At 63.8% G+C, this 24,089-nt stretch carries 28 protein-coding genes; 19 read left to right on the top strand and 9 right to left on the bottom strand.

Features of this window, described 5'->3' with window-relative positions:
* Genes F3I16_RS08685 through F3I16_RS08670 form a run of 4 tightly spaced genes read right to left on the bottom strand, consistent with a single transcriptional unit; the run spans position 1 to position 2,526 of the window.
* Positions 1-477, bottom strand: a complete 477-nt coding sequence (locus tag F3I16_RS08685; protein WP_160493308.1) for a PilX N-terminal domain-containing pilus assembly protein — start codon at positions 475-477, stop codon at positions 1-3.
* On the bottom strand, positions 474-1,574 hold the full coding sequence (locus F3I16_RS08680; protein ID WP_256670122.1) for a PilW family protein: 1,101 nt from the start codon (positions 1,572-1,574) through the stop codon (positions 474-476). Before F3I16_RS08680 ends, F3I16_RS08685 begins: the two co-directional genes overlap by 4 nt.
* Positions 1,571-2,128 (bottom strand): type IV pilus modification protein PilV, encoded by a 558-nt coding sequence (gene pilV / locus F3I16_RS08675; protein WP_178116652.1) that lies wholly within the window; start codon positions 2,126-2,128, stop codon positions 1,571-1,573. The genes F3I16_RS08680 and pilV overlap by 4 nt, the downstream gene beginning before the upstream one ends.
* Before the next feature lie 5 nt (positions 2,129-2,133).
* On the bottom strand, positions 2,134-2,526 hold the full coding sequence (locus F3I16_RS08670) for a type IV pilin protein (RefSeq protein ID WP_160493307.1): 393 nt from the start codon (positions 2,524-2,526) through the stop codon (positions 2,134-2,136).
* Positions 2,527-2,803: 277 nt separating this feature from the next.
* Between F3I16_RS08670 and rsxA the strand changes: the two genes are divergently transcribed.
* The 8 genes from rsxA to F3I16_RS08630 all read left to right on the top strand — a co-directional run bounded on the left by rsxA (position 2,804) and on the right by F3I16_RS08630 (position 9,754).
* Positions 2,804-3,388, top strand: a complete 585-nt coding sequence (gene rsxA, locus F3I16_RS08665; RefSeq protein ID WP_160493306.1) for an electron transport complex subunit RsxA — start codon at positions 2,804-2,806, stop codon at positions 3,386-3,388.
* Positions 3,385-3,960, top strand: a complete 576-nt coding sequence (gene rsxB / locus F3I16_RS08660; RefSeq protein ID WP_160493305.1) for an electron transport complex subunit RsxB — start codon at positions 3,385-3,387, stop codon at positions 3,958-3,960. Before rsxA ends, rsxB begins: the two co-directional genes overlap by 4 nt.
* On the top strand, positions 3,957-6,422 hold the full coding sequence (gene rsxC, locus F3I16_RS08655; protein ID WP_160493304.1) for an electron transport complex subunit RsxC: 2,466 nt from the start codon (positions 3,957-3,959) through the stop codon (positions 6,420-6,422). Before rsxB ends, rsxC begins: the two co-directional genes overlap by 4 nt.
* Before the next feature lie 14 nt (positions 6,423-6,436).
* Entirely contained in the window at positions 6,437-7,468 is a 1,032-nt protein-coding gene (locus F3I16_RS08650; RefSeq protein ID WP_160493303.1) for an RnfABCDGE type electron transport complex subunit D, read from the top strand.
* A 1-nt stretch (position 7,469) separates the two neighbouring features.
* Positions 7,470-8,123: an electron transport complex subunit RsxG gene (gene rsxG / locus F3I16_RS08645; RefSeq protein ID WP_160493302.1), complete on the top strand. Its 654-nt coding sequence runs from the start codon at positions 7,470-7,472 to the stop codon at positions 8,121-8,123.
* On the top strand, positions 8,116-8,826 hold the full coding sequence (locus tag F3I16_RS08640) for an electron transport complex subunit E (protein WP_160493301.1): 711 nt from the start codon (positions 8,116-8,118) through the stop codon (positions 8,824-8,826). The genes rsxG and F3I16_RS08640 overlap by 8 nt, the downstream gene beginning before the upstream one ends.
* Entirely contained in the window at positions 8,823-9,461 is a 639-nt protein-coding gene (nth, locus tag F3I16_RS08635; protein ID WP_160493300.1) for an endonuclease III, read from the top strand. The genes F3I16_RS08640 and nth overlap by 4 nt, the downstream gene beginning before the upstream one ends.
* A gap of 107 nt (positions 9,462-9,568) precedes the next feature.
* A complete protein-coding gene (locus F3I16_RS08630; protein ID WP_160493299.1) occupies positions 9,569-9,754 on the top strand; it encodes a PA3496 family putative envelope integrity protein in 186 nt (61 codons plus the stop codon).
* Positions 9,755-9,807: 53 nt separating this feature from the next.
* Here F3I16_RS08630 and F3I16_RS08625 read toward each other — a convergent pair whose 3' ends face one another.
* The 4 genes from F3I16_RS08625 to F3I16_RS08610 all read right to left on the bottom strand — a co-directional run bounded on the left by F3I16_RS08625 (position 9,808) and on the right by F3I16_RS08610 (position 14,400).
* Complete coding sequence (locus tag F3I16_RS08625; RefSeq protein WP_160493298.1) at positions 9,808-11,514, bottom strand: carboxypeptidase-like regulatory domain-containing protein; 1,707 nt, start codon at positions 11,512-11,514, stop codon at positions 9,808-9,810.
* Between the two features lie 128 nt (positions 11,515-11,642).
* Positions 11,643-12,035, bottom strand: coding sequence for a lactoylglutathione lyase (gloA, locus tag F3I16_RS08620; RefSeq protein ID WP_160493297.1), 393 nt, complete (start codon positions 12,033-12,035; stop codon positions 11,643-11,645).
* An 89-nt stretch (positions 12,036-12,124) separates the two neighbouring features.
* A complete protein-coding gene (locus F3I16_RS08615; RefSeq protein WP_160493296.1) occupies positions 12,125-13,342 on the bottom strand; it encodes an argininosuccinate synthase in 1,218 nt (405 codons plus the stop codon).
* A 119-nt stretch (positions 13,343-13,461) separates the two neighbouring features.
* The gene (locus tag F3I16_RS08610; protein ID WP_372239605.1) at positions 13,462-14,400 is read right to left on the bottom strand and encodes an OmpA family protein; all 939 of its coding nucleotides are present in this window, start codon (positions 14,398-14,400) and stop codon (positions 13,462-13,464) included.
* 129 nt (positions 14,401-14,529) lie between these two features.
* Between F3I16_RS08610 and pyrC the strand changes: the two genes are divergently transcribed.
* From pyrC to alaC, 9 genes are all read left to right on the top strand, one after another.
* Positions 14,530-15,576 carry a dihydroorotase gene (gene pyrC / locus F3I16_RS08605; RefSeq protein WP_160493294.1) on the top strand — a complete coding sequence of 349 codons (1,047 nt, stop codon included), beginning with the start codon at positions 14,530-14,532 and terminating at the stop codon, positions 15,574-15,576.
* On the top strand, positions 15,573-16,247 hold the full coding sequence (gene rnt, locus F3I16_RS08600) for a ribonuclease T (protein ID WP_160493293.1): 675 nt from the start codon (positions 15,573-15,575) through the stop codon (positions 16,245-16,247). The genes pyrC and rnt overlap by 4 nt, the downstream gene beginning before the upstream one ends.
* Positions 16,248-16,418: 171 nt before the next feature.
* Positions 16,419-16,637, top strand: coding sequence for a bacterioferritin-associated ferredoxin (locus F3I16_RS08595; protein ID WP_160493292.1), 219 nt, complete (start codon positions 16,419-16,421; stop codon positions 16,635-16,637).
* 140 nt (positions 16,638-16,777) lie between these two features.
* Positions 16,778-16,987 (top strand): YgdI/YgdR family lipoprotein, encoded by a 210-nt coding sequence (locus tag F3I16_RS08590; RefSeq protein ID WP_160493291.1) that lies wholly within the window; start codon positions 16,778-16,780, stop codon positions 16,985-16,987.
* A 215-nt stretch (positions 16,988-17,202) separates the two neighbouring features.
* Positions 17,203-18,417: a CmpA/NrtA family ABC transporter substrate-binding protein gene (locus tag F3I16_RS08585; protein WP_160493290.1), complete on the top strand. Its 1,215-nt coding sequence runs from the start codon at positions 17,203-17,205 to the stop codon at positions 18,415-18,417.
* A gap of 21 nt (positions 18,418-18,438) precedes the next feature.
* Positions 18,439-19,017, top strand: coding sequence for an ANTAR domain-containing response regulator (locus F3I16_RS08580; protein ID WP_160493289.1), 579 nt, complete (start codon positions 18,439-18,441; stop codon positions 19,015-19,017).
* A 45-nt stretch (positions 19,018-19,062) separates the two neighbouring features.
* The gene (locus F3I16_RS08575) at positions 19,063-19,275 is read left to right on the top strand and encodes a hypothetical protein (RefSeq protein ID WP_160493288.1); all 213 of its coding nucleotides are present in this window, start codon (positions 19,063-19,065) and stop codon (positions 19,273-19,275) included.
* A gap of 101 nt (positions 19,276-19,376) precedes the next feature.
* A complete protein-coding gene (locus F3I16_RS08570) occupies positions 19,377-19,700 on the top strand; it encodes a hypothetical protein (protein WP_160493287.1) in 324 nt (107 codons plus the stop codon).
* A 337-nt stretch (positions 19,701-20,037) separates the two neighbouring features.
* The gene (alaC, locus tag F3I16_RS08565) at positions 20,038-21,273 is read left to right on the top strand and encodes an alanine transaminase (protein WP_160493286.1); all 1,236 of its coding nucleotides are present in this window, start codon (positions 20,038-20,040) and stop codon (positions 21,271-21,273) included.
* 261 nt (positions 21,274-21,534) lie between these two features.
* Here the strand turns inward: alaC and F3I16_RS08560 are convergent, their stop codons facing one another.
* Positions 21,535-21,921, bottom strand: a complete 387-nt coding sequence (locus tag F3I16_RS08560; RefSeq protein ID WP_160493285.1) for a hypothetical protein — start codon at positions 21,919-21,921, stop codon at positions 21,535-21,537.
* A 172-nt stretch (positions 21,922-22,093) separates the two neighbouring features.
* On the opposite strand from F3I16_RS08560, the gene F3I16_RS08555 reads away from it, so the two are divergent.
* A complete protein-coding gene (locus tag F3I16_RS08555) occupies positions 22,094-22,420 on the top strand; it encodes a transcriptional regulator (protein ID WP_160493284.1) in 327 nt (108 codons plus the stop codon).
* Positions 22,421-22,789: 369 nt separating this feature from the next.
* Positions 22,790-24,073: a CmpA/NrtA family ABC transporter substrate-binding protein gene (locus F3I16_RS08550; protein ID WP_160493283.1), complete on the top strand. Its 1,284-nt coding sequence runs from the start codon at positions 22,790-22,792 to the stop codon at positions 24,071-24,073.
* The last annotated feature ends 16 nt before the right edge of the window (positions 24,074-24,089 follow it).

Genomic DNA, 24,089 nt, shown 5'->3' with positions numbered 1-24,089 from the left:
TCATGAACAAATCTTGTTCTTGCGATCATCGGAGAGCAGCACTCGCACCCCAGATCGAACTTTGACGGAGGCGCCAGTATCTGCATCCTGCACGGTCGCCACGATTTCCCAAACGGTGTTCCAGGTCGAATTGGACATGCCCACCAGCTGCAAGCTGCTGGGCGGTGCACTGCTGGACAGCTTCGCCCGCACGCACAGTGGCTCATCAACGGCCACCACGTAGTCCGCGATATCATCGCGGTTGATATCGACATTGATTTCATCGGCCACCGGGTCACTCTTGGCCAGGTCGGCAGCACCAATGACCTGCTCGATGGCCATGTCAGCCGCTGCCAGTGCCTCACTGCGCCACTGCTGGTTACCCACCGCCTCGACACTCGTCGAACTCAGGTTGAATGCGGAAACCGCCATCACCGTCATCAACAGCAACATGATCAGAGCGATGATCAGGGCAACACCTTGTTGTCGAGCTTTCATGGAGTTTCCCTCCGGCCGGAAACATTGATCAGGCGCACCGTGGTGGAGTACACATGGCGCTGAAAGGCATCCGAGTACGGCCCAAAAGTTTCCCCCGCAAGACTATAGGTCTTGGTGGAGCTGTAGCCTTGGGTCGGTTCGAGGCTGCGCACCAGCAGGTGCACCTTGACGGCTACGGTATTGGCCAAATCATCCAGGCCACAGGGTGTGGATGAAGTGCAGGTCGCATCGGGAGCGCCATCGCCACGGTTACGCGGCGAAGTCCGGCTTTTGTCATTGGCCCAGAGAACCGCAGCGGTCGGTTCAATGGCCTCCCCGCTGTCGCTCAAGGCGTCCACGGCGAACTCGAAGCGCATGGCTTCAACCCCCTCGATCATCGGCGAGGCAGCCAATTGACTCACCGAACCACCCGACAGGTCCAATGTCGACACCATCAGCGTGGGAATGCCATCGCCGGCTGTTACGGCATGGTCGCGCAGGTAATAGATGTTGTTGACGAACTTGCGCAGCGGCGCGGGGGTGGAACAGTCGATCTTGTTCAGGTTAAGCCCGCTGGTGGCCAGCAAGTAGGCTGACTCGCCCTCGCATCCGGAGGTCTGCCAATACAACTTGCCGGATGCTTCCGCCTCGCAACCGGCATCCCCGGCGGCACAAGTCTGCACGTGGCGTACAACCAGGATGTCACTGTCCTCTACCTTATCGGGCAACACACTCGAACAATCACTGGGCACATCCGCATAGAGATCAACCGGCAAGCCAATACGATTGGTGATACCTGCGGCACTCCAACTAGAGAAGGCCGCGCAGGGCGACGGTATGTCGTCGGGGTAATCTGTCGGTGCGACCTTGGCAGTCATGTCGTCGAACATCGGAATGAAGCCGTCCCAGAAACCGGCATGGATCAGGTCGTCGCGCAACAGAGCGATGGCCAGGCGGCCGCTCTCCATCTGCATATTGGTCTTGGCCAACTCGTTGTTGTTGCGGCTCATGTCCAGATAGAGCGTCAGGGTTGCCGCAACCAGCACCAGGCTGATGGTCATGGCCACCATCAACTCGATCAGACCGAATCCTCGACTTGCTTGCAGGGGCATCTTCATAGCGGTGCGACTCGGACGATGGTGGTGACGACACGCCGACACAGATCATTGGCACAGGCACTGCCGGCCTGGTCGTATGCATTCTTGGCGCAGGCGATACCAGCCGGCGGAGCCACTAATGGGGCAACCCCCTGCCAGGCAACGGTGATCAGGTATTGATTGCTGCCAAGGGACTCGACACAGCCACGACCACCGATCATGGCCCCCACCCGACTGGAGCCATTCAGTTCGCCAACCCCCTGCAAGGCTTCACACCATTCGGACTCATCTACTTCCTGCTGGGTAGAGGTGCCTGTAGGGCAGTCCGCGCCTGCACCCAGCGGGCTGGATGAGCCCGTGACGTAACTGCTGGCGACATTGCGGTTGGCAGCCAGACGACTGGCCATGTCTTCCAGCAGAATCAGCGCCTGTGAGCGCTGGTAGGACTCCATCTCGGACTCCTGCAACTTGGCCTGCAGCGCCATCACACCCAGCAGGCCAACCGCGAGGATTACCATGGTGATCAGCACTTCGATAAGGCCGATCCCGCGCTCGTTCAGTCCACAGCCGCGCATAACCGTCACCACTTGGCCGAAGGAGTCTTGTCACCCTGGTTGTTCAGGGTGAGGTCACCATCGCTGGCCTGGGAGCCCTTGGCAGTGAAGGTGATGGTGAAGGACGGCACTGCGCCTGTGCCGACAGTAATGTCGTAGTCGTAACGGCTACCGATATCGTCCGGCAGCGCATAGCCGCTGCTTTGCAGCTCCGTCTTGCTGGCATAGGTGCGATTGGCGAGAAGCATCTGCCTTTGCCGATTGGCAATTTCCATCATCTGCGCCTGAGCGGCGGTGCGATTGCCGCGGATGACGTATTGCTGATAGCTCGGCAAGGCGATGGCAGCGAGGATAGCGACAATGGCGACCGTCACCATGAGCTCAATCAGGGTAAAGCCGCGCGACTGCTGTGATTCCAATGTAAGTCACTCCTGCGAACTTCAAATGCGCAAGCGCATTAGCTGGAGACCTTCCTTGGCGGTGCTTTTTTTGTACAGCTCGTCATTCCGTTGAGTTCGAGCTTAGTTATATCAACCGGGGCTGCACATTAGCACGTGGACAAATGGTGTCCTAATTGGAGGAACGGACATTTTTCACTCCTGAGCGGTAGTTCTCGCCGCGCATTGCAGGCGCGGAGGCTCTTCCCGATAATAAGCGCCCTTTTCCTCCGGCCTTTCTGCCCGCAACGGTAACCCGATGACCGAACTCGCCTTGATCATGGTCAGTGCCATCCTGGTCAACAACTTCGTGCTGGTGCAGTTCCTCGGGCTGTGCCCGTTCATGGGCGTATCGAAGAAGATCGAGACCGCCATCGGCCTGTCGCTGGCCACCACCTTCGTCCTCACCCTGGCCGCCATGTGCAGCTACCTGGTGCAGGAATATGTGCTGGAACCGCTGGGCCTGGAGTTCTTGCGCACCATCAGCTTCATCCTGGTGATCGCCGTGGTGGTGCAGTTCACCGAGATGGTGGTGAACAAGACCAGCCCCCTGCTCTACCGCGTGCTGGGCATCTTCCTGCCGCTGATCACCACCAACTGCATCGTCCTCGGCGTGGCCCTGCTCAACGCCAACAAGGCCGAGTTCACCTTTATTACCGCCACCGCCAACGGTTTTGCCGCTGGCCTCGGTTTCTCCCTGGTGCTGGTGCTGTTCGCCGCCATGCGTGAGCGCATCGCCATCGCCGATGTGCCGCAGTCCTTCCAGGGCGCGGCCATCGGCATGATCACCGCCGGGTTGATGTCGCTGGCGTTCATGGGCTTTGCCGGGCTGATCAAGCTATGAGCCTAGTGCTGATTGCCGTCCTCGCCCTCCTTGCCCTGTGCCTGCTGGCCGGCGCCATCCTGGGTTACGCGGCGGTGCGTTTCCGGGTCGAAGGCAATCCGATCGCCGAGCAGATCAACGCCCTGCTGCCGCAGACCCAGTGCGGCCAGTGCGGCTATCCGGGCTGCAAGCCGTACGCCGAGGCGATTGCCGGCGGCGACAAGATCAACAAGTGCCCGCCCGGCGGCGAGGCGACGATCCAGGCCCTGGCCGATCTGCTGGATGTCGAGCCCGAGCCGCTGGATGCCGTCGAAGGCGAGAAGCCGCAAATGGTCGCCTATATCCGCGAGGCCGAGTGCATCGGCTGCACCAAGTGCATCCAGGCCTGCCCGGTGGATGCCATCGTCGGTGCGGCCAAGCAGATGCACACGGTGATCGTCAGCGAATGCACCGGCTGCGACCTGTGCGTCGAGCCCTGCCCGGTCGACTGCATTGACATGATCCCGCTCGGCAGCACCGTGCAGACCTGGAAATGGCAGCTGCCGCTGGCCCCCGGCCAATTGATTGCCAGTGACCGGGAGCACGCCGCATGACCGCATTGATCGACCACGCCCAGCAGATCTGGGACATCCCCGGCGGCATCCACCCGCCGGAGCAGAAGACCCTCTCCAACCGCACGCCGATCCAGCCGGCGCCGCTGCCCAAGCGTCTGATCCTGCCGCTGGGCCAGCATATCGGCGCCGCCGCCGAGCCTTGCGTGACGGTGGGCGACCATGTGCTCAAGGGCCAGAAGATCGCCGAGGCCAATGGTTTCGTCAGCGCGCCCCTGCATGCGCCAACCTCCGGCACCGTCAATTTTATCGGCCCGCAGCCCTACCCGCATGTGTCGGGCATGCCGGCAGCGGCCATCGTCATCGACAGCGACGGACTGGAGCAGTGGACCGACCTGCAACCCTGCCCGGACTACCGGCACATGGAGGCCGCGGAGCTGCTGGAGAAAATCCGCCAGGCCGGCATCACTGGCCTGGGCGGCGCCGGTTTCCCCACGGCGGTCAAGCTCACCGCGCGGCCGACGCAGAAGATCCACACGCTGATCATCAACGGCACCGAGTGCGAGCCGTACATCACCGCCGACGATGTGCTGATGCGCGAACGCGCCACCGAGCTGATCTCCGGCATCGACATCCTGGTGCAGCTGATCCAGCCCGACCAGGTGCTGATCGGCATCGAGGACAACAAGCCCGAGGCCATCGCCGCCGTGCGCGCCGCCCTGGCCGAGCGCAGCTACACCCTCAAGGTGTTCCCCACCAAGTACCCGTCCGGTGGCGAGAAGCAGCTGATCCAGATCCTCACCGGCGTGGAAGTACCCAGTGGCGGCCTGCCGGCCGATATCGGCATGCTCTGCCAGAACGTCGGCACCTGCGTGGCCATCCATGACGCCATCGTGCTGGGCAAGCCGCTGATCTCGCGCATCACCACCCTGACTGGCGAAGCCCTGAGCCGCCCCGGCAACGTCGAGGCCTTGATCGGCACGCCCGTGGGTGAGCTGCTCGACTTCGCCGGACTGGACAAAGCCAAGCTCAATCGCCTGGTGATGGGCGGCCCGATGATGGGTTTCAGCCTACCCGACCTCGGCGTGCCGCTGATCAAGACCAGTAACTGCCTGCTGGCATCGACTGCTGCCGAGCTGCCTGCCCCGCCGCCGGCCATGCCCTGCATCCGCTGTGGCGAGTGCGCCGAAGCCTGCCCGGCCAGCCTGCTGCCGCAACAGCTGCACTTCTTCGCCCTCGGCCAGCAGCACGAACAGCTCAAGGCGCACAACCTGTTCGACTGCATCGAGTGCGGCGCCTGCGCCTATGTCTGCCCGTCGAGCATCCCGCTGGTGCAGTACTACCGCGCCGCCAAGGCCGAGATCCGCGACCTGGAACAGAAGCAGCAGAAAGCCGAGCACTCCAAGCAACGCTTCGAGCTGCGCCAGGAACGCCTGCGCCGCGAGGAAGAACACAAGGAAGCCGAACGCCTGGCCCGCGCCGAGCGTGCCGCCAAGGCCAAGGCAGCCCAGGCCGAAGCCGCAAGCAGCGCGCCGGTTGCCGCTGCACCTGCCGCCGACGACCAGCTCAAGCGCCTGAAGATCGAAACCAGCATGGCTCAGGTCGCCCTGAAGAAGGCCGAGAAGCAGCTGGCCAGCCACGACACCCCGGAGTTGCAGGCCCAGGTCAGCAGCCTGCGCGCCGCTGCCGAAGCCGCGCAGAAAGCCCTGGAAGCCGCCCAGGCCAGCGCCCCGACAGTTACAGCCGTGCCGCCGACTGACGAAGCGCTGAAGAAAGCCAAGATCGAAGCCGCCATGCTCAAGGCCCAGCTGCGCAAGCTGGAGAAACTGGAAAGCCCCACGACCGAGCAGCAGACCGAGCGGGAACAGGCCCGCCAGCAGCTGGCCGCCGCCGAGCAAGCCGTGGAAAGCCTGCAGAGCGCAGCGCCTGCTCCAGCGGCCAAACCGGCCGGCGACGAAGCCCTGAAGAAATCCAAGATCGAAGCCGCCATGCTCAAGGCCCAGCTGCGCAAGCTGGAGAAGCTGGAAAGCCCCACCGCCGAGCAGCAGAGCGAGCTGGAGCAGGCCCGCCAGCAACTGGCCGCCGCCGAGCAGGCCGTGGAAAGCCTGCAGAGCGCAGCACCGGCCCCAGCGGCCAAACCGGCCGGCGACGAAGCGCTGAAGAAGGCCAAGATCGAACTGGCGATGAAACGCGCCGAGCTGAAAAAGGCCGAAAAGGCTGCAGCCGGGGAAGAAGAGCTGGCGACCCTGCGTGCCGCTCTGGCCGCCGCCGAACAGGCCCTGCATGCCGCCGAGGCGGCCTCGAACAAGCCGGCTCCCGAGCTGGTGCGCACCGATAAGGGCCCGGTGGATGAAGCCTTGCGCGCCCTGAAGACCGAACTCGCCTTCGCCCGCGCCGACCTGCGCAAGCTGGAACGCGATGAGCAGGCCACCGGCGAGGCGCTGGACACCGCCCGCGCTCGTCTGGCCGCCGCCGAACAAGCCCTGGCCGCCCATCAAGGCTGACCCCCGGAGACCACATGGCCCTGCCCCGCATCACCTCGCCCCACGCCAAGGGCAGCAACCGCACCCAGCACGTCATGCTGCTGGTGGCCGCCGCCTGCGCGCCTGGCGCCCTGGCCCTGATCTGGCTGTTCGGCATTGGCACCCTGGTCAACCTGGTCTGGGCCAGCGTCGTCGCCCTGGCCGTGGAAGCAGCCATTCTGGCCGCGCGCCAGCGCCCAATCGCCTTCTTCCTCAAGGATGGCAGCGCCCTGGTCACCGCCGTGCTGCTGGCCCTGGCCCTGCCGCCTTACGCGCCCTGGTGGCTGACCCTGGTCGCGGTCGGCTTCGCCATCGTGTTCGGCAAGCAACTGTATGGCGGCCTTGGGCAGAACCCGTTCAACCCGGCGATGATCGGCTACGTGGTGGTGCTGATTTCCTTCCCCATCGAGATGACCAGCTGGCCCAAACCGCACACGGTGGGCGCCTGGGACGGTATCCAGCAAATCTTCGGCCTCGCCGCCCTGCCCGACGGCTGGAGCCAGGCCACCGCCCTGGACAGCCTGAAGGTCAACAAGAGCCTGACCATGGACGAGCTGTGGGCGCAGAACCCGGCCTTTGGCGAGTTCGGCGGCAAGGCGGTGGAATGGGTCAACCTGGCCTTCCTGCTCGGTGGTCTGTTCCTCATCTACAAGAAGGTGATCAGCTGGCACGCGCCGCTGGGCATGCTCGGCGCGCTGTTCGTCATCAGCCTGCTGTGCTGGAACGGCTCCGGCTCGGACTCCAACGGCTCGCCGCTGTTCCACCTGCTGACCGGCGCGACCATGCTCGGCGCCTTCTTCATCGTCACCGACCCGGTGTCCGGCGCCACCAGCAACCTGGGACGGATCCTCTTCGGCGCCGGGGTCGGCGTGCTGGTCTACATCATCCGCACCTGGGGCGGCTACCCGGATGGCGTGGCCTTCGCCGTGCTACTGATGAACCTCTGCGCCCCGACCATCGACTACTACACCCGCCCGCGCACCTACGGCCACCGCAAGCCGGAGCGCGGCTTCAAACTGGGAGAATGACATGGCCCTGCCGGAAATTTCCCGTTCGATGCTGAAGAACAGCCTGGTGCTCGGCCTGTTCGCCGTGGTCACCGTCGGCGTGGTGGCGATCACCCAGCAAGGCACCGCCACGCGCATCGCCGCCGCCGAGCGCGAAGCCAAGGCCCAGGCGCTGGCGCAGATCCTGCCCACCGGCAGTTATGACAACCATCTGCTGGACCACCCGCGCCAGGTATTCGACCCACTGCTCGGCAACAAGACGCCGACCCCGGCCTACCTGGCCACCCTCAAGGGCGAGCCGGCAGCGGTGATCCTCCAGGCCACCGCACCTGACGGCTACAGCGGCAGCATCTTCCTGCTGGTGGGCATCCTCGCCGATGGCCGTCTGGCTGGCGTGCGGGTGGTCGGGCACAAGGAAACCCCCGGCCTGGGCGACAAGATCGAGCTGGCCAAGAGCCCGTGGATCAACAGCTTCGTCGGCCAGTCGCTGCAATCGCCGGATGCCGCCGGCTGGGCGGTGAAGAAGGACGGCGGCCAGTTCGACCAGTTCGCCGGCGCCACCATCACCCCGCGCGCGGTGGTCAAGGCGGTGCACAAGGCGCTGCAGTATTTCGACGCACACCAGGCCGAGCTGCTCGCGCCGGTTTCCAGCAACGAGGGCGACAACAATGGCTAGCTACCGCGAAATCGCCAGCAACGGCCTGTGGAAAAACAACCCGGGCCTGGTCCAGCTGCTCGGCCTGTGCCCGCTGCTGGGGGTCAGTAACTCGGTGGTCAACGCCCTCGGCATGGCCATCGCCACCGCCCTGGTGCTGGCCTGCTCGAACGCTGCGGTGGCCCTGATCCGCCGCCAGGTCACCGATGCCGTGCGCCTGCCAGCCTTCGTCATGATCATCGCTGCGCTGACCACCTGCATCGAGCTGCTGATGCAGGCCTTCACCTACGAGCTGTACCAGATCCTCGGCATCTTCATTCCGCTGATCACCACAAACTGCATCATCCTCGGCCGCGCCGAAGCCTTCGCGGCGAAGAACAGCGTCGGCCATGCCGCCTTCGACGGCCTGATGATGGGCACCGGCTTCGGCCTGGTGCTGCTGGCCATCGGCGCGGTGCGTGAGCTTCTCGGCACCGGCGCATTGCTGGCCAACATGCACCTGTTGTTCGGCCCGCTGGCCGCCGACTGGCAGCTGGTGCTGTTCGCCGACTACCAGGGTTTCCTGCTGGCCATCCTGCCGCCGGGTGCGTTCCTCGTCCTCGGCCTGCTGATCGCCCTGAAGAACCGCATCGACGCCGTGGTCGCCGAGCGTGCCAAGGCTGCTCAGCCGGAAGCTGCGCCCGCCGCCAGCCGCCGCGTACGGGTCACCGGGGTGATCGAGTGAACGCAGCCAAGCGCTACGAGATCTTCCGCCGGCTGCACGAGGACAACCCCGAGCCGAAGACCGAACTGGCCTACAACACACCCTTCGAGCTGCTGATTGCGGTGATTCTCTCGGCCCAGGCCACCGACGTCGGGGTGAACAAGGCCACGGCCAAGCTCTACCCGGTGGCCAACACCCCGGAAGCGATCCATGCCCTGGGCTATGACGGCCTGTGCGAGTACATCAAGACCATCGGCCTGTACCCGAGCAAGGCGAAGAACGTCATCGAGACCTGCCGCATCCTGATGGAAAAGCACAACAGCCAGGTGCCGGACAACCGCGAAGACCTCGAAGCCCTGCCCGGCGTCGGCCGCAAGACCGCCAACGTGGTGCTCAACACCGTCTTCCGCCAGTTAGCCATGGCCGTGGACACGCACATCTTCCGCGTCAGCAACCGCACCGGCATCGCCCCGGGCAAGACCGTGCTGGAAGTGGAAAAGAAACTGCTCAAGTTTGTGCCCAAGGAATTTCTCCTCGACTCCCACCATTGGCTGATCCTGCATGGCCGCTACGTCTGCCAGGCGCGCAAGCCGCGTTGTGGCAGCTGCCGCATCGAGGATCTGTGCGAATACAAGGCAAAAACATCCGACGATTGAGCGCTTATTGACAAAGCCAATGCGTCGATTGAAAAAATCTTTTTTACCCTCTCCCGCTTTGCCGCTATAAGGTCGCCAACATCGCCCCGTAAGTTGGAGTGAACCTGATGAGCACAGACAAAGAAGAACTCGTACTCGACGATGACTTTGTCGCCGAAGAGGCCGAGGAAACCACCGAGCGTCCGGTGGTCGAAGTCGCCAAGACCAACCTGGCCAAACGCCGGGTCATCGACAACTACCTGGAAGAGCGGCGCCTGCAGAAACAGCTCGGCGACTACGACTTCGACCTCTGAGGGTTGCACATGAAAAAGCCCCGCAAGTGCGGGGCTTTTTCATAACCAGGGTTTCAGTAACACCAGATATCCAGCGGTGGTACCGCATTACAGGTATTGCTGGCACAGGAACCGCCACCTGAGCCCGTGTTCACCTCGACTCCTTCATCGATGGAAGAATTGACCGGGCCAACCCGAACCTGCGTTCCCGCCGGCAGGCCATCGAGACAATAGCTGCCGTACTCATCGCCACGGGCAGAAGCACCGATCGGTGCACCACTGACAGGATCCTTGGCATACATCTGCACGCCCGCCGGGCGCGTCGACATATCGCACTGGTAGACAAAACCGGCAAGGCAGGCAGTGCCGCCGGAGCTGCCAGGTCGCATGACGACCGAGGCACAAGGCGCCCCCATTGCCGGAGTGACCAGAGGAACCGACGGGTAACCCGTGGTATAGATCACGTCCTCGGATTGCTCGGCCACGTTCAGCTGGAACTGGCCTTGTGCATCGGTTAGCGCATTCGCGCCCGAGCGGGTATACACCGTTGCGCCCGCTACCGCCGCGCCCTGCGCATCGACAACCGAACCGCTGACACAAGCCAAACCAATAGGCATCACCAAGTCGGCAACCGCTGCGGCCGTACCATCAGCACAACGGCTTCCCGCCACGCCTGCACGCACCTGCTGTGGCGCAGAGAGCAGGCCGATACTCCCGATGTAGCCAGTGGCACGCAGTTCGGAAAGAGCCTCGGCTTTGACTTTCTGGCAATAGACGCCATTGGCATCGGTGAGCAGCGGAGAGCTGCTCCCGGCATAGTCGACGCCCTGCCCCGCCACCGATACGCCACTCATCAGCTTGCCGTTGCGATCCACTACCCGCCCAGTTACCTCTGCAACAGTGATCACCTGATCGCTGTTCCACCAGGAAAAATGCGCCACAGTGGCAAACACCGCCAGCCGATCCGGCAGGCTGGTCGATGGCGCAACCCGGCCGACGCCCTCCTCCAGCCACAAACCCTTGGCGGTATCGAAATACCACATCGGCGTGCTGTCATCCTCCTGCAGCGCGGTGTTGGCCGGCAGCAGCAGTTCGATATCGGCCGTAGCACCGGGCTTCAGATTGACCTTGCGCGAACCCTGGAAGAGGCTGAAATCCGCCATGCTGAAGGACTCCAGCGTTTCCAGGCGGCCATCCGCGGTACGCGCCGCAAACTCGCCGGGAGCACCGTTGATGGCGGCGGTGGAAACATCGACCGGGGTAATCACCACCTGCACCGCCGGGCCGTCGACAACCGTCAGGCTGTCAGGAGCGAAACTGACCTTGAAGCCGGCCTCAGCGAGGGTCCCGCCCTGAGAGGCATCCAGGCTTTGCACGGTCCCGCTCTTGAGCAGGGTCTTGCTCAGAGTGGCCTGCCTGAGCAACGCATATTCATAACGCGGGATCTTCTTGCCGGTCGGCACCCGGTTAACCAGGCTGACCGAGCCCTGCGTCGGGGTGTACCCCTCCTTCTCGAAGCTCAGCAGAATGCGCTGGGCCGGGACAATGCCGGTGAGGCTGAAGACCCCGCCAGGGCTGGTAACCGCCTTCTGCCCGCGCTTGAGGATGATGCCCTCGCGCACCTGGACGGTGACGCCCTCCAGGGGGCGACCATCGACATCGAAGACCTGGCCGGAGATGGTGGATTTACCCTGCAACGGCAAGGTCGCCTGGGCAGGAGTACTGAAAAGGCCGGCCGTGCCAAGCACGACCAGCAAGAGACGACACCACTGCGTGAACATCTTGTCTTCCTTGAACGAGTTGTGGGATGGCGACTATAGCCAGCCACGAGCGTCAAGTAAGTGACGAACACGTAATAAATAGTCAAAAAATGCGCGCAGGCTCTCAGCCTACGCAAGAAAGGCTCTGCTCAATCCGCCCGCGCAGGCGACAGCAGCTCGATCTTGTAGCCATCCGGGTCCTCGACGAACGCCAGGATGCTGCTGCCGTGCTTCATCGGCCCCGGCTCGCGGGTGATCTTGCCGCCACGGGCACGGATGTCCTCGCAGGCCTTGTACACATCGGCCACTTCCAGGGCGATATGACCGTAGCCGGTGCCCAGCTCGTAGCTGTCCACGCCCCAGTTGTAGGTCAGCTCGATCACGCTGTTGTGCGCCTCCTCGCCATAGCCGACGAAGGCCAGGGTGAACTGGCCGTCCGGGTAGTCCTTGCGGCGCAACAGGGTCATGCCCAGCACTTCGGTGTAGAAGGCGATGGACTTGTCCAGGTCGCCGACGCGCAGCATGGTATGCAGCAGTCTCATTGAGTTTCTCCTCTTCGCGGCCCGTTTCCGGGCCCTTGAATGCAAAACCCCGGCTCGTGGCCGGGGTCCTGTGGCTTGCTAGCAGCTTATCAGAACAGCTTGCGGCCCTTGCCGGCGGCGATGCGCATGCGCAGGGCGTTGAGCTTGATGAAGCCGGCCGCGTCGGCCTGGTTGTACGCACCGCCGTCTTCTTCGAAGGTGGCGATGTTGGCGTCGAACAACGAGTCGTCGGACTTGCGGCCGGTGACGATGACGTTGCCCTTGTACAGCTTCAGGCGTACCACACCGTTCACGTTGGTCTGCGAGGCGTCGATCATCTGCTGCAGCATCAGGCGCTCCGGGCTCCACCAGTAGCCGGTGTAGATCAGGCTGGCGTACTTGGGCATCAGCTCGTCTTTCAGGTGGGCCACTTCGCGGTCCAGGGTGATCGACTCGATGGCGCGGTGGGCACGAAGCATGATGGTGCCGCCAGGGGTCTCGTAGCAGCCGCGCGACTTCATGCCGACGTAGCGGTTCTCGACGATGTCGAGGCGGCCGATGCCGTTCGCGCCGCCGATGCGGTTGAGCTCGGCCAGCACCTGGGCCGGGGTCATTTCCTTGCCGTCGATGGCGACGATGTCGCCCTTACGGTAGGTCAGCTCGATATAGGTGGGAACGTCCGGGGCCTTCTCCGGGGAGACGGTCCACTTCCACATGTCTTCTTCGTGCTCGGTCCAGGTGTCTTCCAGCACGCCGCCTTCATAGGAGATGTGCAGCAGGTTGGCATCCATGGAGTACGGCGACTTCTTCTTGCCGTGGCGCTCGATCGGGATGGCGTGCTTCTCGGCATAGTCCATCAGCTTCTCGCGAGACAGCAGGTCCCACTCGCGCCAAGGGGCGATCACCTTGACGCCCGGCTTCAGCGCGTAGGCGCCCAGCTCGAAACGCACCTGGTCGTTGCCCTTGCCGGTGGCGCCATGGGAGATGGCGTCGGCGCCGGTCTCGTTGGCGATCTCGATCAGGCGCTTGGCGATCAGCGGACGGGCAATGGAGGTGCCCAGCAGGTACTCGCCTTCGTAGACGGTGTTGGCGCGGAACATCGGGTAGACGAAGTCGCGGACGAATTCTTCGCGCAGGTCGTCGATGTAGATTTCCTTGACACCCATGGCCTGAGCCTTGGCGCGGGCCGGCTCGACTTCTTCGCCCTGGCCGAGGTCAGCGGTGAAGGTCACCACTTCGCATTCATAGGTGTCCTGCAGCCACTTGAGGATTACCGAGGTGTCCAGGCCACCGGAATAAGCCAGAACTACCTTCTTTACGTCCGCCATGCCAATCAACTCCACGGGGTTGTACGGAAAACCCGTGATTCTACCGGCCGCGCCGGGCGATTTACAGGGGCGCGACAGGCGCTGGCGACAAAGCGACGGATTTATTTATCCGTGCGACTTCAGGAGGTGGCCGCGGGATCGGCTGACGACGTGGGCGCCGCCGGGGCTGGAGCCGCTTCTTCTACCGGCTCGGCCACCGGCTCGCGGGACAGGGTCATGGTGACCCGGCGGTTCTGCGCCCGGTTGTCTGCACCCTTGTTCGGCACCAGCGGGTAACGCTCGCCGTGGAAGCGCACGACGATCTGTTCGGCCGGCACGCCGTTGGCCTTGAGGTACTCCTCCACGGCGATCGCCCGGCGCCGCGACATGTCGCGGTTGCTCAGGCGGTTGCCGCTGTTGTCGGAGTGGCCATCGAGTTCGATGCGATTGACGCTCGGATCGGCCTTGAGGAAGGCCAGGATGATGTCCAGCTTGGCGCGGCCCACGTCATCCAGCACCACGCCGCTGGGAAAGCCGATCTGCGCCTTGCGGATCTGGTCGAAATTGACCGGCAACAGCCCGGCCGTGCACTTCAGGTAGTCGTTGTAGGCCTGGGTGAACTTGATCGGCAGCAGGCGCACATCGAGGCTGTCGCCCCCCGTGCTGGTGCGGTGCCGAACCAGCGGGCTGCGCCCCTCGAGCAGGCCGGTGAGCAGGCGCCCGGCCTGCTCCTGGGAACTGTTGAAGGGCACTTCGCCGGCCACCACGGTGACCGGACCGAGGTTGATATCGCCGCGCCCCGGCTGCCAGGGCGCCGCCGCCGCCAGCAGGGTCGCCGAGCCCGCACCCAGCCAGCGCTCGCGGGCCTTGAGGCGGAACGTCGCCTGCTCGCCGGCGCGGCGGACGAACTCGCCACTACCGAAATCCGCCACCGGCTGCGTCAGGCGGCACTCGAACTGGTCGCCCTCGACCTTCCATTCGACCTTTTCCATGCGGGTCTGGAAGCTGATAGCCGCGACCTGCGCACTCAGGCACAGGCCGACAAACAAGCTGGACAGGGCGAAGTAAGGTTGGCGCACGACAGGCTCCACGGGGAGTAACGGCATTCCCTCGGGGTATCGGTCGCTGTCGGCAAAACTTGATAGCCCGTGCCGGCAAAGGCCAATTCCGGTAGCATGCGAGCACGTTTTACCCGCCTGGAACTCTCCATGTCAGACCGCATTACCCTGCTGCGCCCAGACGACTGGCACATCCACCTGCGCGACGGCGCCGTGCTGCCGCATACCGTGGCCGACGTCGCGCGTACCTTCGCCCGCGCCATCATCATGCCCAACCTGGTGCCGCCGGTGCGCAATGCCGCCGAGGCCGACGGCTACCGCCAGCGCATCCTCGCCGCCCGCCCGGCCGGCAGCCAGTTCCAGCCACTGATGGTGCTGTATCTCACCGACAACACCTCGGCCGAGGACGTGCGCACGGCCAAGGCCAGCGGTTTCGTGCATGCCGCCAAGCTCTACCCGGCCGGCGCCACCACCAACTCCGACTCCGGCGTGACCAGCATCGACAAGATCTTCCCGGCGCTGGAAGCCATGGCCGAAGTCGGCCTGCCGCTGCTGGTACACGGCGAAGTGACCCGCGCCGAAGTCGACGTGTTCGACCGCGAGAAGCGCTTCATCGACGAACAGCTGAGCCGCGTGGTCGAGCGTTTCCCCTGCCTGAAGGTGGTGTTCGAGCACATCACCACCAGCGACGCCGTACAGTTCGTCAACGCCGCTTCGAGCAACGTCGGTGCGACCATCACCGTCCACCACCTGCTGTACAACCGCAACCACATGCTGGTCGGCGGCATTCGCCCGCACTTCTATTGCCTGCCGATCCTCAAGCGCAACACCCACCAGGAAGCCCTGCTGGATGCCGCCACCAGCGGCAGCACCAAGTTCTTCCTCGGCACCGACTCGGCGCCGCACGCCAAGCACGCCAAGGAAGCCGCCTGCGGTTGTGCCGGCTGCTACACCGCCTATGCCGCCATCGAGCTGTATGCCGAGGCCTTCGAGCAGCGCAACGCGCTGGACAAGCTGGAAGCCTTCGCCAGCCACTTCGGCCCCGACTTCTACAACCTGCCGCGCAACACCGACCGCATCACCCTGGTGCGTGAAGAGTGGACCGCTCCGGCCAGCCTGCCGCTGGGCGAGCAGACCGTAATCCCCCTGCGCGCCGGTGAGAACCTGCGCTGGCGCCTGCTGGAGAACCCCGCGTGAGCGAAGAACATTTCGACGACGAACTCGACGGCAGCCTGCCCTCAGGCCCGCGCCACCCGATGGCCGCGCGCTTTCGCGGCTACCTGCCGGTGGTGGTGGATGTCGAGACCGGCGGCTTCAACTGCGCCACCGACGCCCTGCTGGAGATCGCCGCGACCACCATCGCCATGGACGAGAGCGGCTTCGTCTACCCGGACCACACCCACTTCTTCCGCATCGAGCCGTTCGCCGGCGCCAATATCGAGCAGGCGGCCCTGGAGTTCACCGGGATCAAGCTGGATCACCCGCTGCGCATGGCGGTCAGCGAAGCGCACGCGCTCGGGGAAATCTTCAAGGGCCTGCGCAAGTCGATCAAGGCCAATGGCTGCAAGCGCGCCATCCTGGTCGGCCACAACAGCAGCTTCGACCTCGGCTTCCTGAATGCCGCCGTGGCCCGCTGCGACATCAAGCGCAACCCGTTCCACCCCTTCTCCAGCTTCGACACCGCCACCCTGGCCGGCCTCGCCTACGGCCAGACCGTACTGGCCAAGGCCTGCCAGACCGCCGGCATCGCCTTCGACGGCAAGGAAGCGCACTCCGCGCGCTACGACACCGAGAAGACGGCCGAACTGTTCTGCGGCATCGTCAACCGCTGGAAGGAAATGGGCGGCTGGGACGAGTTCGACCACTGAGTCGCGCCCTACCGACAAGAACCCGGCCCAGGCCGGGTTTTTTATGCATGGCCCCGGTGCATCGCCCACCACCGCACAAGACAGGAAATTCTCACAGCAAGCTTTGACAAGCATTCTCATTAACATTAGTATCCCTGGCCATTAGCAACCCACTCCCAGCCGAGCCCGCCCATGTACGTTTGCCTCTGCCAAGGTGTTACTGACGGCCAAATCCGCGACGCCATCTACGAAGGCTGCTGCAGCTATCGTGACGTGCGCGAAAGCCTCGGCGTTGCCACCCAGTGCGGCAAATGCGCGTGCATGGCCAAGCAACTGGTACGCGACACCCTCGGCGAGCTGCACAGCAGCCAGCACGGCCTGGCCTACCCGGCCAGCTTCGTCGCGGCCTGAAAGCCGATCCAGATCAACAAAAGGGATGCTCAGGCATCCCTTTTTCGTTGCCCCACTTGCAGGCCCAGCCCCCCAGCCAGTAGCTTTGCCCCATGAGGGCGCGGTGTTGCGCCGTCACTTTTGACCATTGGAGTTGCACCATGAAACACTGGATTCTGGCCCTGTTCTGCACCCTGGGCCTTGCTGGCTGTTCCAGCGAATACATCATCACCACCACCGACGGGCAGCTGCTCACCAGCGATGGCAAGCCGGAACTGGACCGCGACACCGGCATGATCGAGTTCGAGGACAGTGAAGGCCGCAAGCAGCAGATCCCGCAGGCCAATGTCAAGCAGATGATGGAACGCTAACAGCCTGCTCGCTGCCGCTGACTTATTGCAAAACCCCGCTCCGGCGGGGTTTTGTTTTTCCGCCAGGCGAGTACTGGCATATCGCTTGCTAGAGCCGAAGCAGCAGAACTCTCTCCAACGGCGGGGTCAGTTCATAGACAATGGCGTCGTTCCCGGCTATCCCTAGCGCGATAGCTGGGGCGGCGCCTTTTTTGTTCAACGGCGGAACAAAGCACATGACCAACAGCAGCACCACTCGCAGCGACAATCTGGCCTGGGTTGCAGGCTCCGACGCACCGGAAAAGAGCGTCCTGGATCTCGGCTTCATGGCCCTGACCGACTCTGCCTCGCTGATCGTCGCGGCCACCCAGGGCTTTGCCCAGCCCTACGGCCTGACCCTCAACCTGCAGCGCCAGGCCTCATGGGCCACCCTGCGCGACAAACTGCTGGCCGGCGAGCTGGACGCCGCCCAGGCCCTCTACGGCCAGGTCTACGGCATCCACCTGGGCCTCAGCGGTCCGGCCACCGACATGGCTATCCTCATGGGCCTGAGCCAGAACGGCCAGGCCATCAACCTGTCCGAGCCGCTCAAGCAGGCCGGGGTGACCAGCGCCGAAGCACTGGCCAACCGGGTGCGCCAAAGCGGTGCAAAACTGACCTTCGCCCAGACCTTCCCCACCGGCACCCACGCCATGTGGCTGAACTACTGGCTGGCCGCCCAGGGCATCCACCCGCTGGAAGACGTCAACAGCGTAGTGGTGCCACCCTCGCAGATGGTCGCCCACCTCAAGGCCGCGCGCATCGACGGTTTCTGCGCCGGTGGCCCCTGGGGCGCGCTGGCGGTCGAGGAACACCAGGGCTTCACCCTGGCTACCAGCCAGATGATCTGGGCCGACCACCCGGAGAAGGTCCTCGGCGTCACCCTCGAGTTCGTCGAGCAGTACCCCAACACCGCGCGCGCCCTGACCATGGCCGTGCTGGAGGCCAGCCGCTTCATCGACGAGAATGAAGAGAACAAGCGCAGCACGGCCCAGCTGATCAGCGGCAGCGAGTATGTCGATGCCCCGCTGTCGACCATCGAGCCGCGCTTCCTCGGTCAGTACGAAGACGGCCTCGGCCACGCCTGGCTGGACGCCCACCCGCTGCGCTTCTTCGCCGATGGCCAGGTGACCATGCCCTGGCTCTCCGACGGCATGTGGTTCATGACCCAGTTCCGCCGCTGGGGCCTGCTCAAGGACGACCCGGACTACCTCGGCGTAGCCCGGCAGATCCACCAGCTCGACCTGTACCAGCAGGCCGCCGAAGCCTTGGGCATCAGCATGCCGGACACGCCCATGCGCAGTTCCACCCTGCTCGACGGCAGCCAGTGGGACGGCAGCGACCCGGCCGGCTATGCCCGCAGCTTTGCCATTCACGCGCGCAGCGGCACCGCCGCCGCCATCGCCCTGTAACACTGCGAGACGAACGCCACCATGCTACGAATTCTGCTGATCAACGACACCCCGAAGAAAGTCGGCCGCCTGAAGAGCGCGCTGATCGAGGCGGGCTTCGAGGTCATCGACGAGTCGGGGCTGACCATCGACCTGCCCGAGCGCGTCGAGGCCGTGCGCCCCGACGTGATCCTGATCGATACCGAGTCGCCGGGCCGCGACGTGATGGAACAGGTGGTGCTGGTGACCCGCGACCAGCCGCGGCCGATCGTCATGTTCACCGATGAGCACGACCCCAGCGTGATGCGCCAGGCCATCCAGTCCGGAGTCAGCGCCTACATAGTCGAGGGCATCCACGCCCAGCGCCTGCAGCCGATCCTCGACGTGGCCATGGCCCGCTTCGAAAGCGACCAGGCCATGCGTGCCCAGCTGCTGGCTCGCGACGAGCAGCTGGCCGAGCGCAAGCGCATCGAGCTGGCCAAGGGCCTGCTGATGAAGATGAAGAGCTGCAACGAGGAAGAGGCCTACACCCTGATGCGTCGCCAGGCCATGAGCCGCCAGCAGAAGCTGATCCAGGTGGCCGAGCAGATCATCGCCATGCACGACATGCTGGGGAATTAGGGTAAACGCTGGAATCAAGCGGTCTAGATAGGGGGCTCGCTGCACATGAATGCCCATCAATGCCGATCGAATACCGCTGAACGCCTCATCAGGGCCAGCGACAAGAACCTCGTCGACCAGCTTGAGGTAGATGGTTTCGAGTTCCGCTTCCTTGATCCGCTGCACCATACCGAACGCTCTTTCTTGTGCGATGGGTTCCACCCTGCCCAGCCGACTTCCATGCCCGAGGCGCAGCCGGTGGGCGTGCGCGGATCATAGGAGCGATCCAGGCTCAGCCGGAGCGACGTGCCGCCGCAGGCTATGGAATCAATATGCCACCACCTTTAGAATGCGTGCCCCATCACAAAACAGAGCCACACATGAAAGGACTCAAAGCAGCTGCAGTAATGCCCATCGTCCTAGCAAGCCTAGCAATACAAGCCCAGGACCAACCATCGTTGGTTCAGGGCTCCGACAAGCATGACTTTTCCATCCGTTGCGAGAAGGGAGGCAAAGTAACTCTGGAGGTTTTCGACCTCAACGAGGTTGACAGCTTGAGGGTCGCTCGGAACATCTATGTCGCCGACCAGAGCGATGGCCGTAGCCTGATCACTTACAACCACGGCTTTATCATCGCTAAGGAGCAAGCAACCTACGTCACGGCAGCGGATGAAAGCTGTGCCTTCTCCAGGCGGTTGATCTAGTCGGGCCTCATCAGCAGCCAAACTTTTCAGCGGGCCCACGGTGCCACCGGCACCGCTGGGCAACGACAAGGCAATGCATCGACCTACGGGCTCAGAACGCGCACATAGCCCACCCTGCCCGGCCGTCTTCCTTGCCCGATGCGCGGCCGGCGGGTGAGGCGTGGAGTCTAGCCGGTAGCCATCGCCATGCACGACATGCTGGGTAACTGAGGCCGGCACGGGGCGTTATGCGCCCCGCTCGACAAACCCCACCGCCAACGCTTATCTTCGCTGCCTGGCCAGCGCACTGGCCAACGTCGCTCGGACGGTTCCGGGCGCTTACGTCTTCGAGGAAAGCATGGCTGAACAAGCTAAGCGTCGTTTTGCGCGCATCGATCGTCTCCCCCCCTACGTTTTCAACATCACCGCCGAACTGAAGATGGCCGCCCGCCGCCGTGGCGAGGACATCATCGACTTCAGCATGGGCAACCCCGATGGCGCCACGCCGCCGCACATCGTCGAGAAACTGGTGCAGGTCGCCCAGCGCGACGACACCCACGGCTACTCCACCTCGCGCGGCATTCCGCGCCTGCGCCGCGCCATCTCGCGTTGGTACAAGGACCGCTACGACGTCGAGATCGACCCGGAAAGCGAAGCCATCGTCACCATCGGTTCCAAGGAAGGCCTGGCACACCTGATGCTGGCCACCCTGGACCATGGCGACACCGTGCTGGTGCCCAACCCCAGCTACCCGATCCATATCTACGGCGCGGTGATCGCCGGCGCCCAGGTGCGTTCGGTACCGCTGGTGCCCGGCGTGGACTTCTTCGCCGAACTGGAACGGGCGATTCGCGAGTCGATCCCCAAGCCGAAGATGATGATCCTCGGCTTCCCCTCCAACCCCACCGCGCAGTGCGTGGAGCTGGACTTCTTCGAGCGCGTGGTGGCCCTGGCCAAGCAGTACGACGTGCTGGTGATCCACGACCTGGCCTACGCCGACATCGTCTACGACGGCTGGAAGGCCCCGTCGATCATGCAGGTGGAAGGTGCCAAGGACATCGCCGTGGAGTTCTTCACCCTGTCCAAGAGCTACAACATGGCCGGCTGGCGCATCGGCTTCATGGTCGGCAACCCGGAGCTGGTCAGTGCCCTGGCACGGATCAAGAGCTACCACGACTACGGCACCTTCACCCCGCTGCAGGTAGCCGCCATCGCGGCCCTGGAAGGCGACCAGCAGTGCGTGCGCGATATCGCCGAGCAGTACCGGCAACGGCGCAACATGCTGGTCAAGGGCTTGCATGAAGCCGGCTGGATGGTGGAGAAGCCCAAGGCCTCGATGTACATCTGGGCCAAGATCCCCGAGCCCTATGCCCACCTCGGCTCGCTGGAGTTCGCCAAGAAGCTGCTGCTGGAAGCCAAGGTCTGCGTCTCGCCGGGTATCGGCTTCGGCGACTACGGCGACGACCATGTGCGCTTCGCCCTGATCGAAAACCAGGACCGCACCCGCCAGGCCATCCGCGGGATCAAGGCGATGTTCCGTGCCGATGGCCTGGTGCAGGCACCGGCCAGCAAGTCACGCAAGACTGATGGCTGAAGCCCTAGTGTGGGAGCGGCTTTAGCCGCGAAAGGTGAGGTGTCGCCGTCTGCTCGCAGGCAACTCCGTACCTCCTGACGGCGCAGGGCACGGACCATAGGCAGATGTTCGGTAGGTGCGAATTTATTCGCGATCAGGGCGCTCGGAGTGGCCTGCTTATCGCGGATGAATCCGCTCCCACACAAGCTCAACCGGTTATGGCGATACAGCTTTACCAAACACCAAGGCCCCAGCAGAGCAATCTGTCGGGGCCTTGTCGTTTCAGCTGGAGTAATCCAGCGCCGTCCAGGCACGGCTGAGGCCGTTGCCGATCATGCAGTCCGGGCGTGCCAGCTGTGCATTGCCGCTCGGTGCCAGGCGGGTGATCTCGCCGAACTCGTCGCGCTCGGTGAGCCACTGCAACTTGCCGCAGTTGGCCGTCTCGATCACATAGCTGGCGGCGATGCTGGAATGCTGGCCGGGCAGCCTGACCACATCCAGTACCCGCCCGGCTTCCTCGACCCGCTTGCCATCGGAAACCAGCACCGCCCAGGCCGCGCCGTCCTCGATCACCAGATAGGCACCATTGGCCTTGGGCTGCTCCAGTTGCGGCTGCGCGCAGCCGGCCAGCAGGGCCAATAGCAGAAGTGTCATCGGCTTGTGGTGCATATAGGCGGCTCCTCTTCTCGGTGAATCCCCTGCGAGGCAGGCGGAGGTAACTGATCGCAGTGCGTGAGCTCACTATTAACGAATACTGTTTATTTGTACAGTATTTTTCGTTTAGGCTATTTCCACCCGCACAACGCGCACCTACCCCGGTGCACCGCAGAGGATCCCCACCATGCAGGACGTACTGCAGCTGAAGAAAAAAGTGAACCAGATGCCGCTGGAAAGTATCCGCGCCATGGTCGAGGAGCTGCACCTGGAAGGCCTGGTCACCGGCAGCAAGACCCCGTTCAAGCGGGTGCACTTCAATACCTGCTTCGCCGAGATCGAAGCGCTGCTGCAGCGCGCCGGCTATCACCGCCAGCTGGACGTGGTCGGCTACCAGGGCCAGGCCTATGCCCTGTTCGACCCGGCGCGCTGGGAGGCGGTGGAGGTACTGCGCTGGCTGCGCGACTACGTCGAGGCGCTCGCCGCCCAGCCGCTGGCGACCCTGCGCGGCTAGCGCGCACGCCGAACCAAAAGCGCACACGACAACGCTGCGCAGCACCGCAGTGACTCGTCAATCACCCTGCCGGGCCATCTGCCGGCGCATCACCCAGAGCGTTTAGAACAACCGCAATACGCTGCTAAGCGATTGATTCAATTGAACTATATCGAAACATACCGAGCTAGCCGAAGCGCTCGGCGGGTTTGCTGTGCCTGCGCAAGATAAAACTGGCAAGCCCCTTGCAACACCCCCAATAGATTCCTGCGCAGCACACCAACGGCGGTGGGCCGCGGATCACGGACAACGGCGTCCGCCAGAGCACCCTCACCCATCGGGTTTCTCTGGCGTACGCCGTTTTTTTTGCCCATGAAAAAGGAAAACTCCATGAGTGATCGTGATTCCAAAGACCCGGTTAACAACAACCGCCGTAACTTCCTCAAGCAGTCCATCGCCATCGCCGGCACCGTCGGCGGCATCGCCGCCCTCGGCCTGTCCGCCCCCGGCTTCCTGCGCAGCGCGGCCTACGCCGCCGGCTCCGATGCCCCGGAAAAGGCCGTTCTGAATATCGGCTTTATCCCGCTGACCGACTGCGCCTCGGTGGTGGTCGCCGCCACTCAGGGCTTCGCCGCCAAATACGGCCTGACCATCAACCCGAGCAAGGAAGCTTCCTGGGCCGGTGTACGCGACAAGCTGAACACCGGCGAACTGGATGCCTCCCATGTGCTGTACGGCATGATGTATGGCTCGCAGCTGGGTGTCGCCGGGCCACAGAAGGACATGGCCGTGCTCATGGGCCTGAACCAGAACGGCCAGGCCATCACCCTGTCCAAGCAGCTCAAGGAAGCCGGCGTCACCACCGGCGAGCAACTGGCCGCACACATCAAGAAGGGCGGCAACCCGCTGACCTTCGCCCAGACCTTCCCCACCGGCACCCACGCCATGTGGCTGTACTACTGGCTGGCCAACTACGGCATCAACCCCTTCACCGACGTGAAGACCATCACCGTGCCGCCACCGCAGATGGTCGCCAACATGCGCGTCGGCAACATGGACGGCTTCTGCGTCGGCGAGCCCTGGGGCGCCCGTGCGGTGTTCGACAAGATCGGCTTCACCGCCGCCACCACCCAGCAGATCTGGGCCGACCACCCGGAAAAAGTCCTCGGCTGCTCCCGCGAGTTCGTCGAGCAGAACCCCAACACCGCCCGCGCGCTGGTCATGGCCCTGCTTGAAGCCAGCCGCTTTATCGATGCCAGCGAGGCGAACAAGAAGGCCACAGCCAAGCTCATCTCCGGCAAGGCCTACGTCAACGCGCCGGCCGAGGTCATCGAGCAGCGTTTTATCGGCAACTACGAGGACGGCCTGGGCAACAGCTGGCAGGACAAGAACCCGATGGTCTTCTGCAAGGACGGCAGCGTGAACTTCCCCTACCACTCCGACGGCATGTGGTTCCTCACCCAGTTCAAGCGCTGGGGCCTGCTCAAGGACGACCCGGACTACGCCGCCGTGGCCGCGCAGATCAACCAGACCAAGCTCTACAGCGAAGCCGCCGGCGCCCTGGGCCTGGCCGTGCCGAGCAGCGTGATGCGCGCAAGCACCCTGATCGACGGCAAGGTGTGGGACGGTTCCAACCCGGCCGCCTACGCCAATTCCTTCGCGATTAAAGCCTGATTTTCGGAGGCACCTA

It is taken from the genome of Pseudomonas sp. L-22-4S-12, assembly GCF_009799935.1.
In the GTDB taxonomy this organism is placed as follows: Bacteria; Pseudomonadota; Gammaproteobacteria; order Pseudomonadales; family Pseudomonadaceae; genus Aquipseudomonas.
Note: the sequence above shows the minus strand (reverse complement) of the source record. Positions and strands in the feature narration are given on the sequence as shown.

Coding starts and splice junctions, on each gene's coding strand:
- F3I16_RS08685 (WP_160493308.1), bottom strand. CDS start 477: ATGAAAGCTCGACAACAAGGTGTTGCCCTGATCATCGCTCTGATCATG.
- F3I16_RS08680 (WP_256670122.1), bottom strand. CDS start 1,574: ATGAAGATGCCCCTGCAAGCAAGTCGAGGATTCGGTCTGATCGAGTTG.
- pilV (WP_178116652.1), bottom strand. CDS start 2,128: ATGCGCGGCTGTGGACTGAACGAGCGCGGGATCGGCCTTATCGAAGTG.
- rsxA (WP_160493306.1), top strand. CDS start 2,804: ATGACCGAACTCGCCTTGATCATGGTCAGTGCCATCCTGGTCAACAAC.
- rsxB (WP_160493305.1), top strand. CDS start 3,385: ATGAGCCTAGTGCTGATTGCCGTCCTCGCCCTCCTTGCCCTGTGCCTG.
- rsxC (WP_160493304.1), top strand. CDS start 3,957: ATGACCGCATTGATCGACCACGCCCAGCAGATCTGGGACATCCCCGGC.
- F3I16_RS08650 (WP_160493303.1), top strand. CDS start 6,437: ATGGCCCTGCCCCGCATCACCTCGCCCCACGCCAAGGGCAGCAACCGC.
- rsxG (WP_160493302.1), top strand. CDS start 7,470: ATGGCCCTGCCGGAAATTTCCCGTTCGATGCTGAAGAACAGCCTGGTG.
- F3I16_RS08640 (WP_160493301.1), top strand. CDS start 8,116: ATGGCTAGCTACCGCGAAATCGCCAGCAACGGCCTGTGGAAAAACAAC.
- F3I16_RS08630 (WP_160493299.1), top strand. CDS start 9,569: ATGAGCACAGACAAAGAAGAACTCGTACTCGACGATGACTTTGTCGCC.
- F3I16_RS08625 (WP_160493298.1), bottom strand. CDS start 11,514: ATGTTCACGCAGTGGTGTCGTCTCTTGCTGGTCGTGCTTGGCACGGCC.
- gloA (WP_160493297.1), bottom strand. CDS start 12,035: ATGAGACTGCTGCATACCATGCTGCGCGTCGGCGACCTGGACAAGTCC.
- F3I16_RS08615 (WP_160493296.1), bottom strand. CDS start 13,342: ATGGCGGACGTAAAGAAGGTAGTTCTGGCTTATTCCGGTGGCCTGGAC.
- pyrC (WP_160493294.1), top strand. CDS start 14,530: ATGTCAGACCGCATTACCCTGCTGCGCCCAGACGACTGGCACATCCAC.
- F3I16_RS08595 (WP_160493292.1), top strand. CDS start 16,419: ATGTACGTTTGCCTCTGCCAAGGTGTTACTGACGGCCAAATCCGCGAC.
- F3I16_RS08590 (WP_160493291.1), top strand. CDS start 16,778: ATGAAACACTGGATTCTGGCCCTGTTCTGCACCCTGGGCCTTGCTGGC.
- F3I16_RS08585 (WP_160493290.1), top strand. CDS start 17,203: ATGACCAACAGCAGCACCACTCGCAGCGACAATCTGGCCTGGGTTGCA.
- F3I16_RS08580 (WP_160493289.1), top strand. CDS start 18,439: ATGCTACGAATTCTGCTGATCAACGACACCCCGAAGAAAGTCGGCCGC.
- F3I16_RS08575 (WP_160493288.1), top strand. CDS start 19,063: ATGAATGCCCATCAATGCCGATCGAATACCGCTGAACGCCTCATCAGG.
- F3I16_RS08570 (WP_160493287.1), top strand. CDS start 19,377: ATGAAAGGACTCAAAGCAGCTGCAGTAATGCCCATCGTCCTAGCAAGC.
- alaC (WP_160493286.1), top strand. CDS start 20,038: ATGGCTGAACAAGCTAAGCGTCGTTTTGCGCGCATCGATCGTCTCCCC.
- F3I16_RS08560 (WP_160493285.1), bottom strand. CDS start 21,921: ATGCACCACAAGCCGATGACACTTCTGCTATTGGCCCTGCTGGCCGGC.
- F3I16_RS08555 (WP_160493284.1), top strand. CDS start 22,094: ATGCAGGACGTACTGCAGCTGAAGAAAAAAGTGAACCAGATGCCGCTG.
- F3I16_RS08550 (WP_160493283.1), top strand. CDS start 22,790: ATGAGTGATCGTGATTCCAAAGACCCGGTTAACAACAACCGCCGTAAC.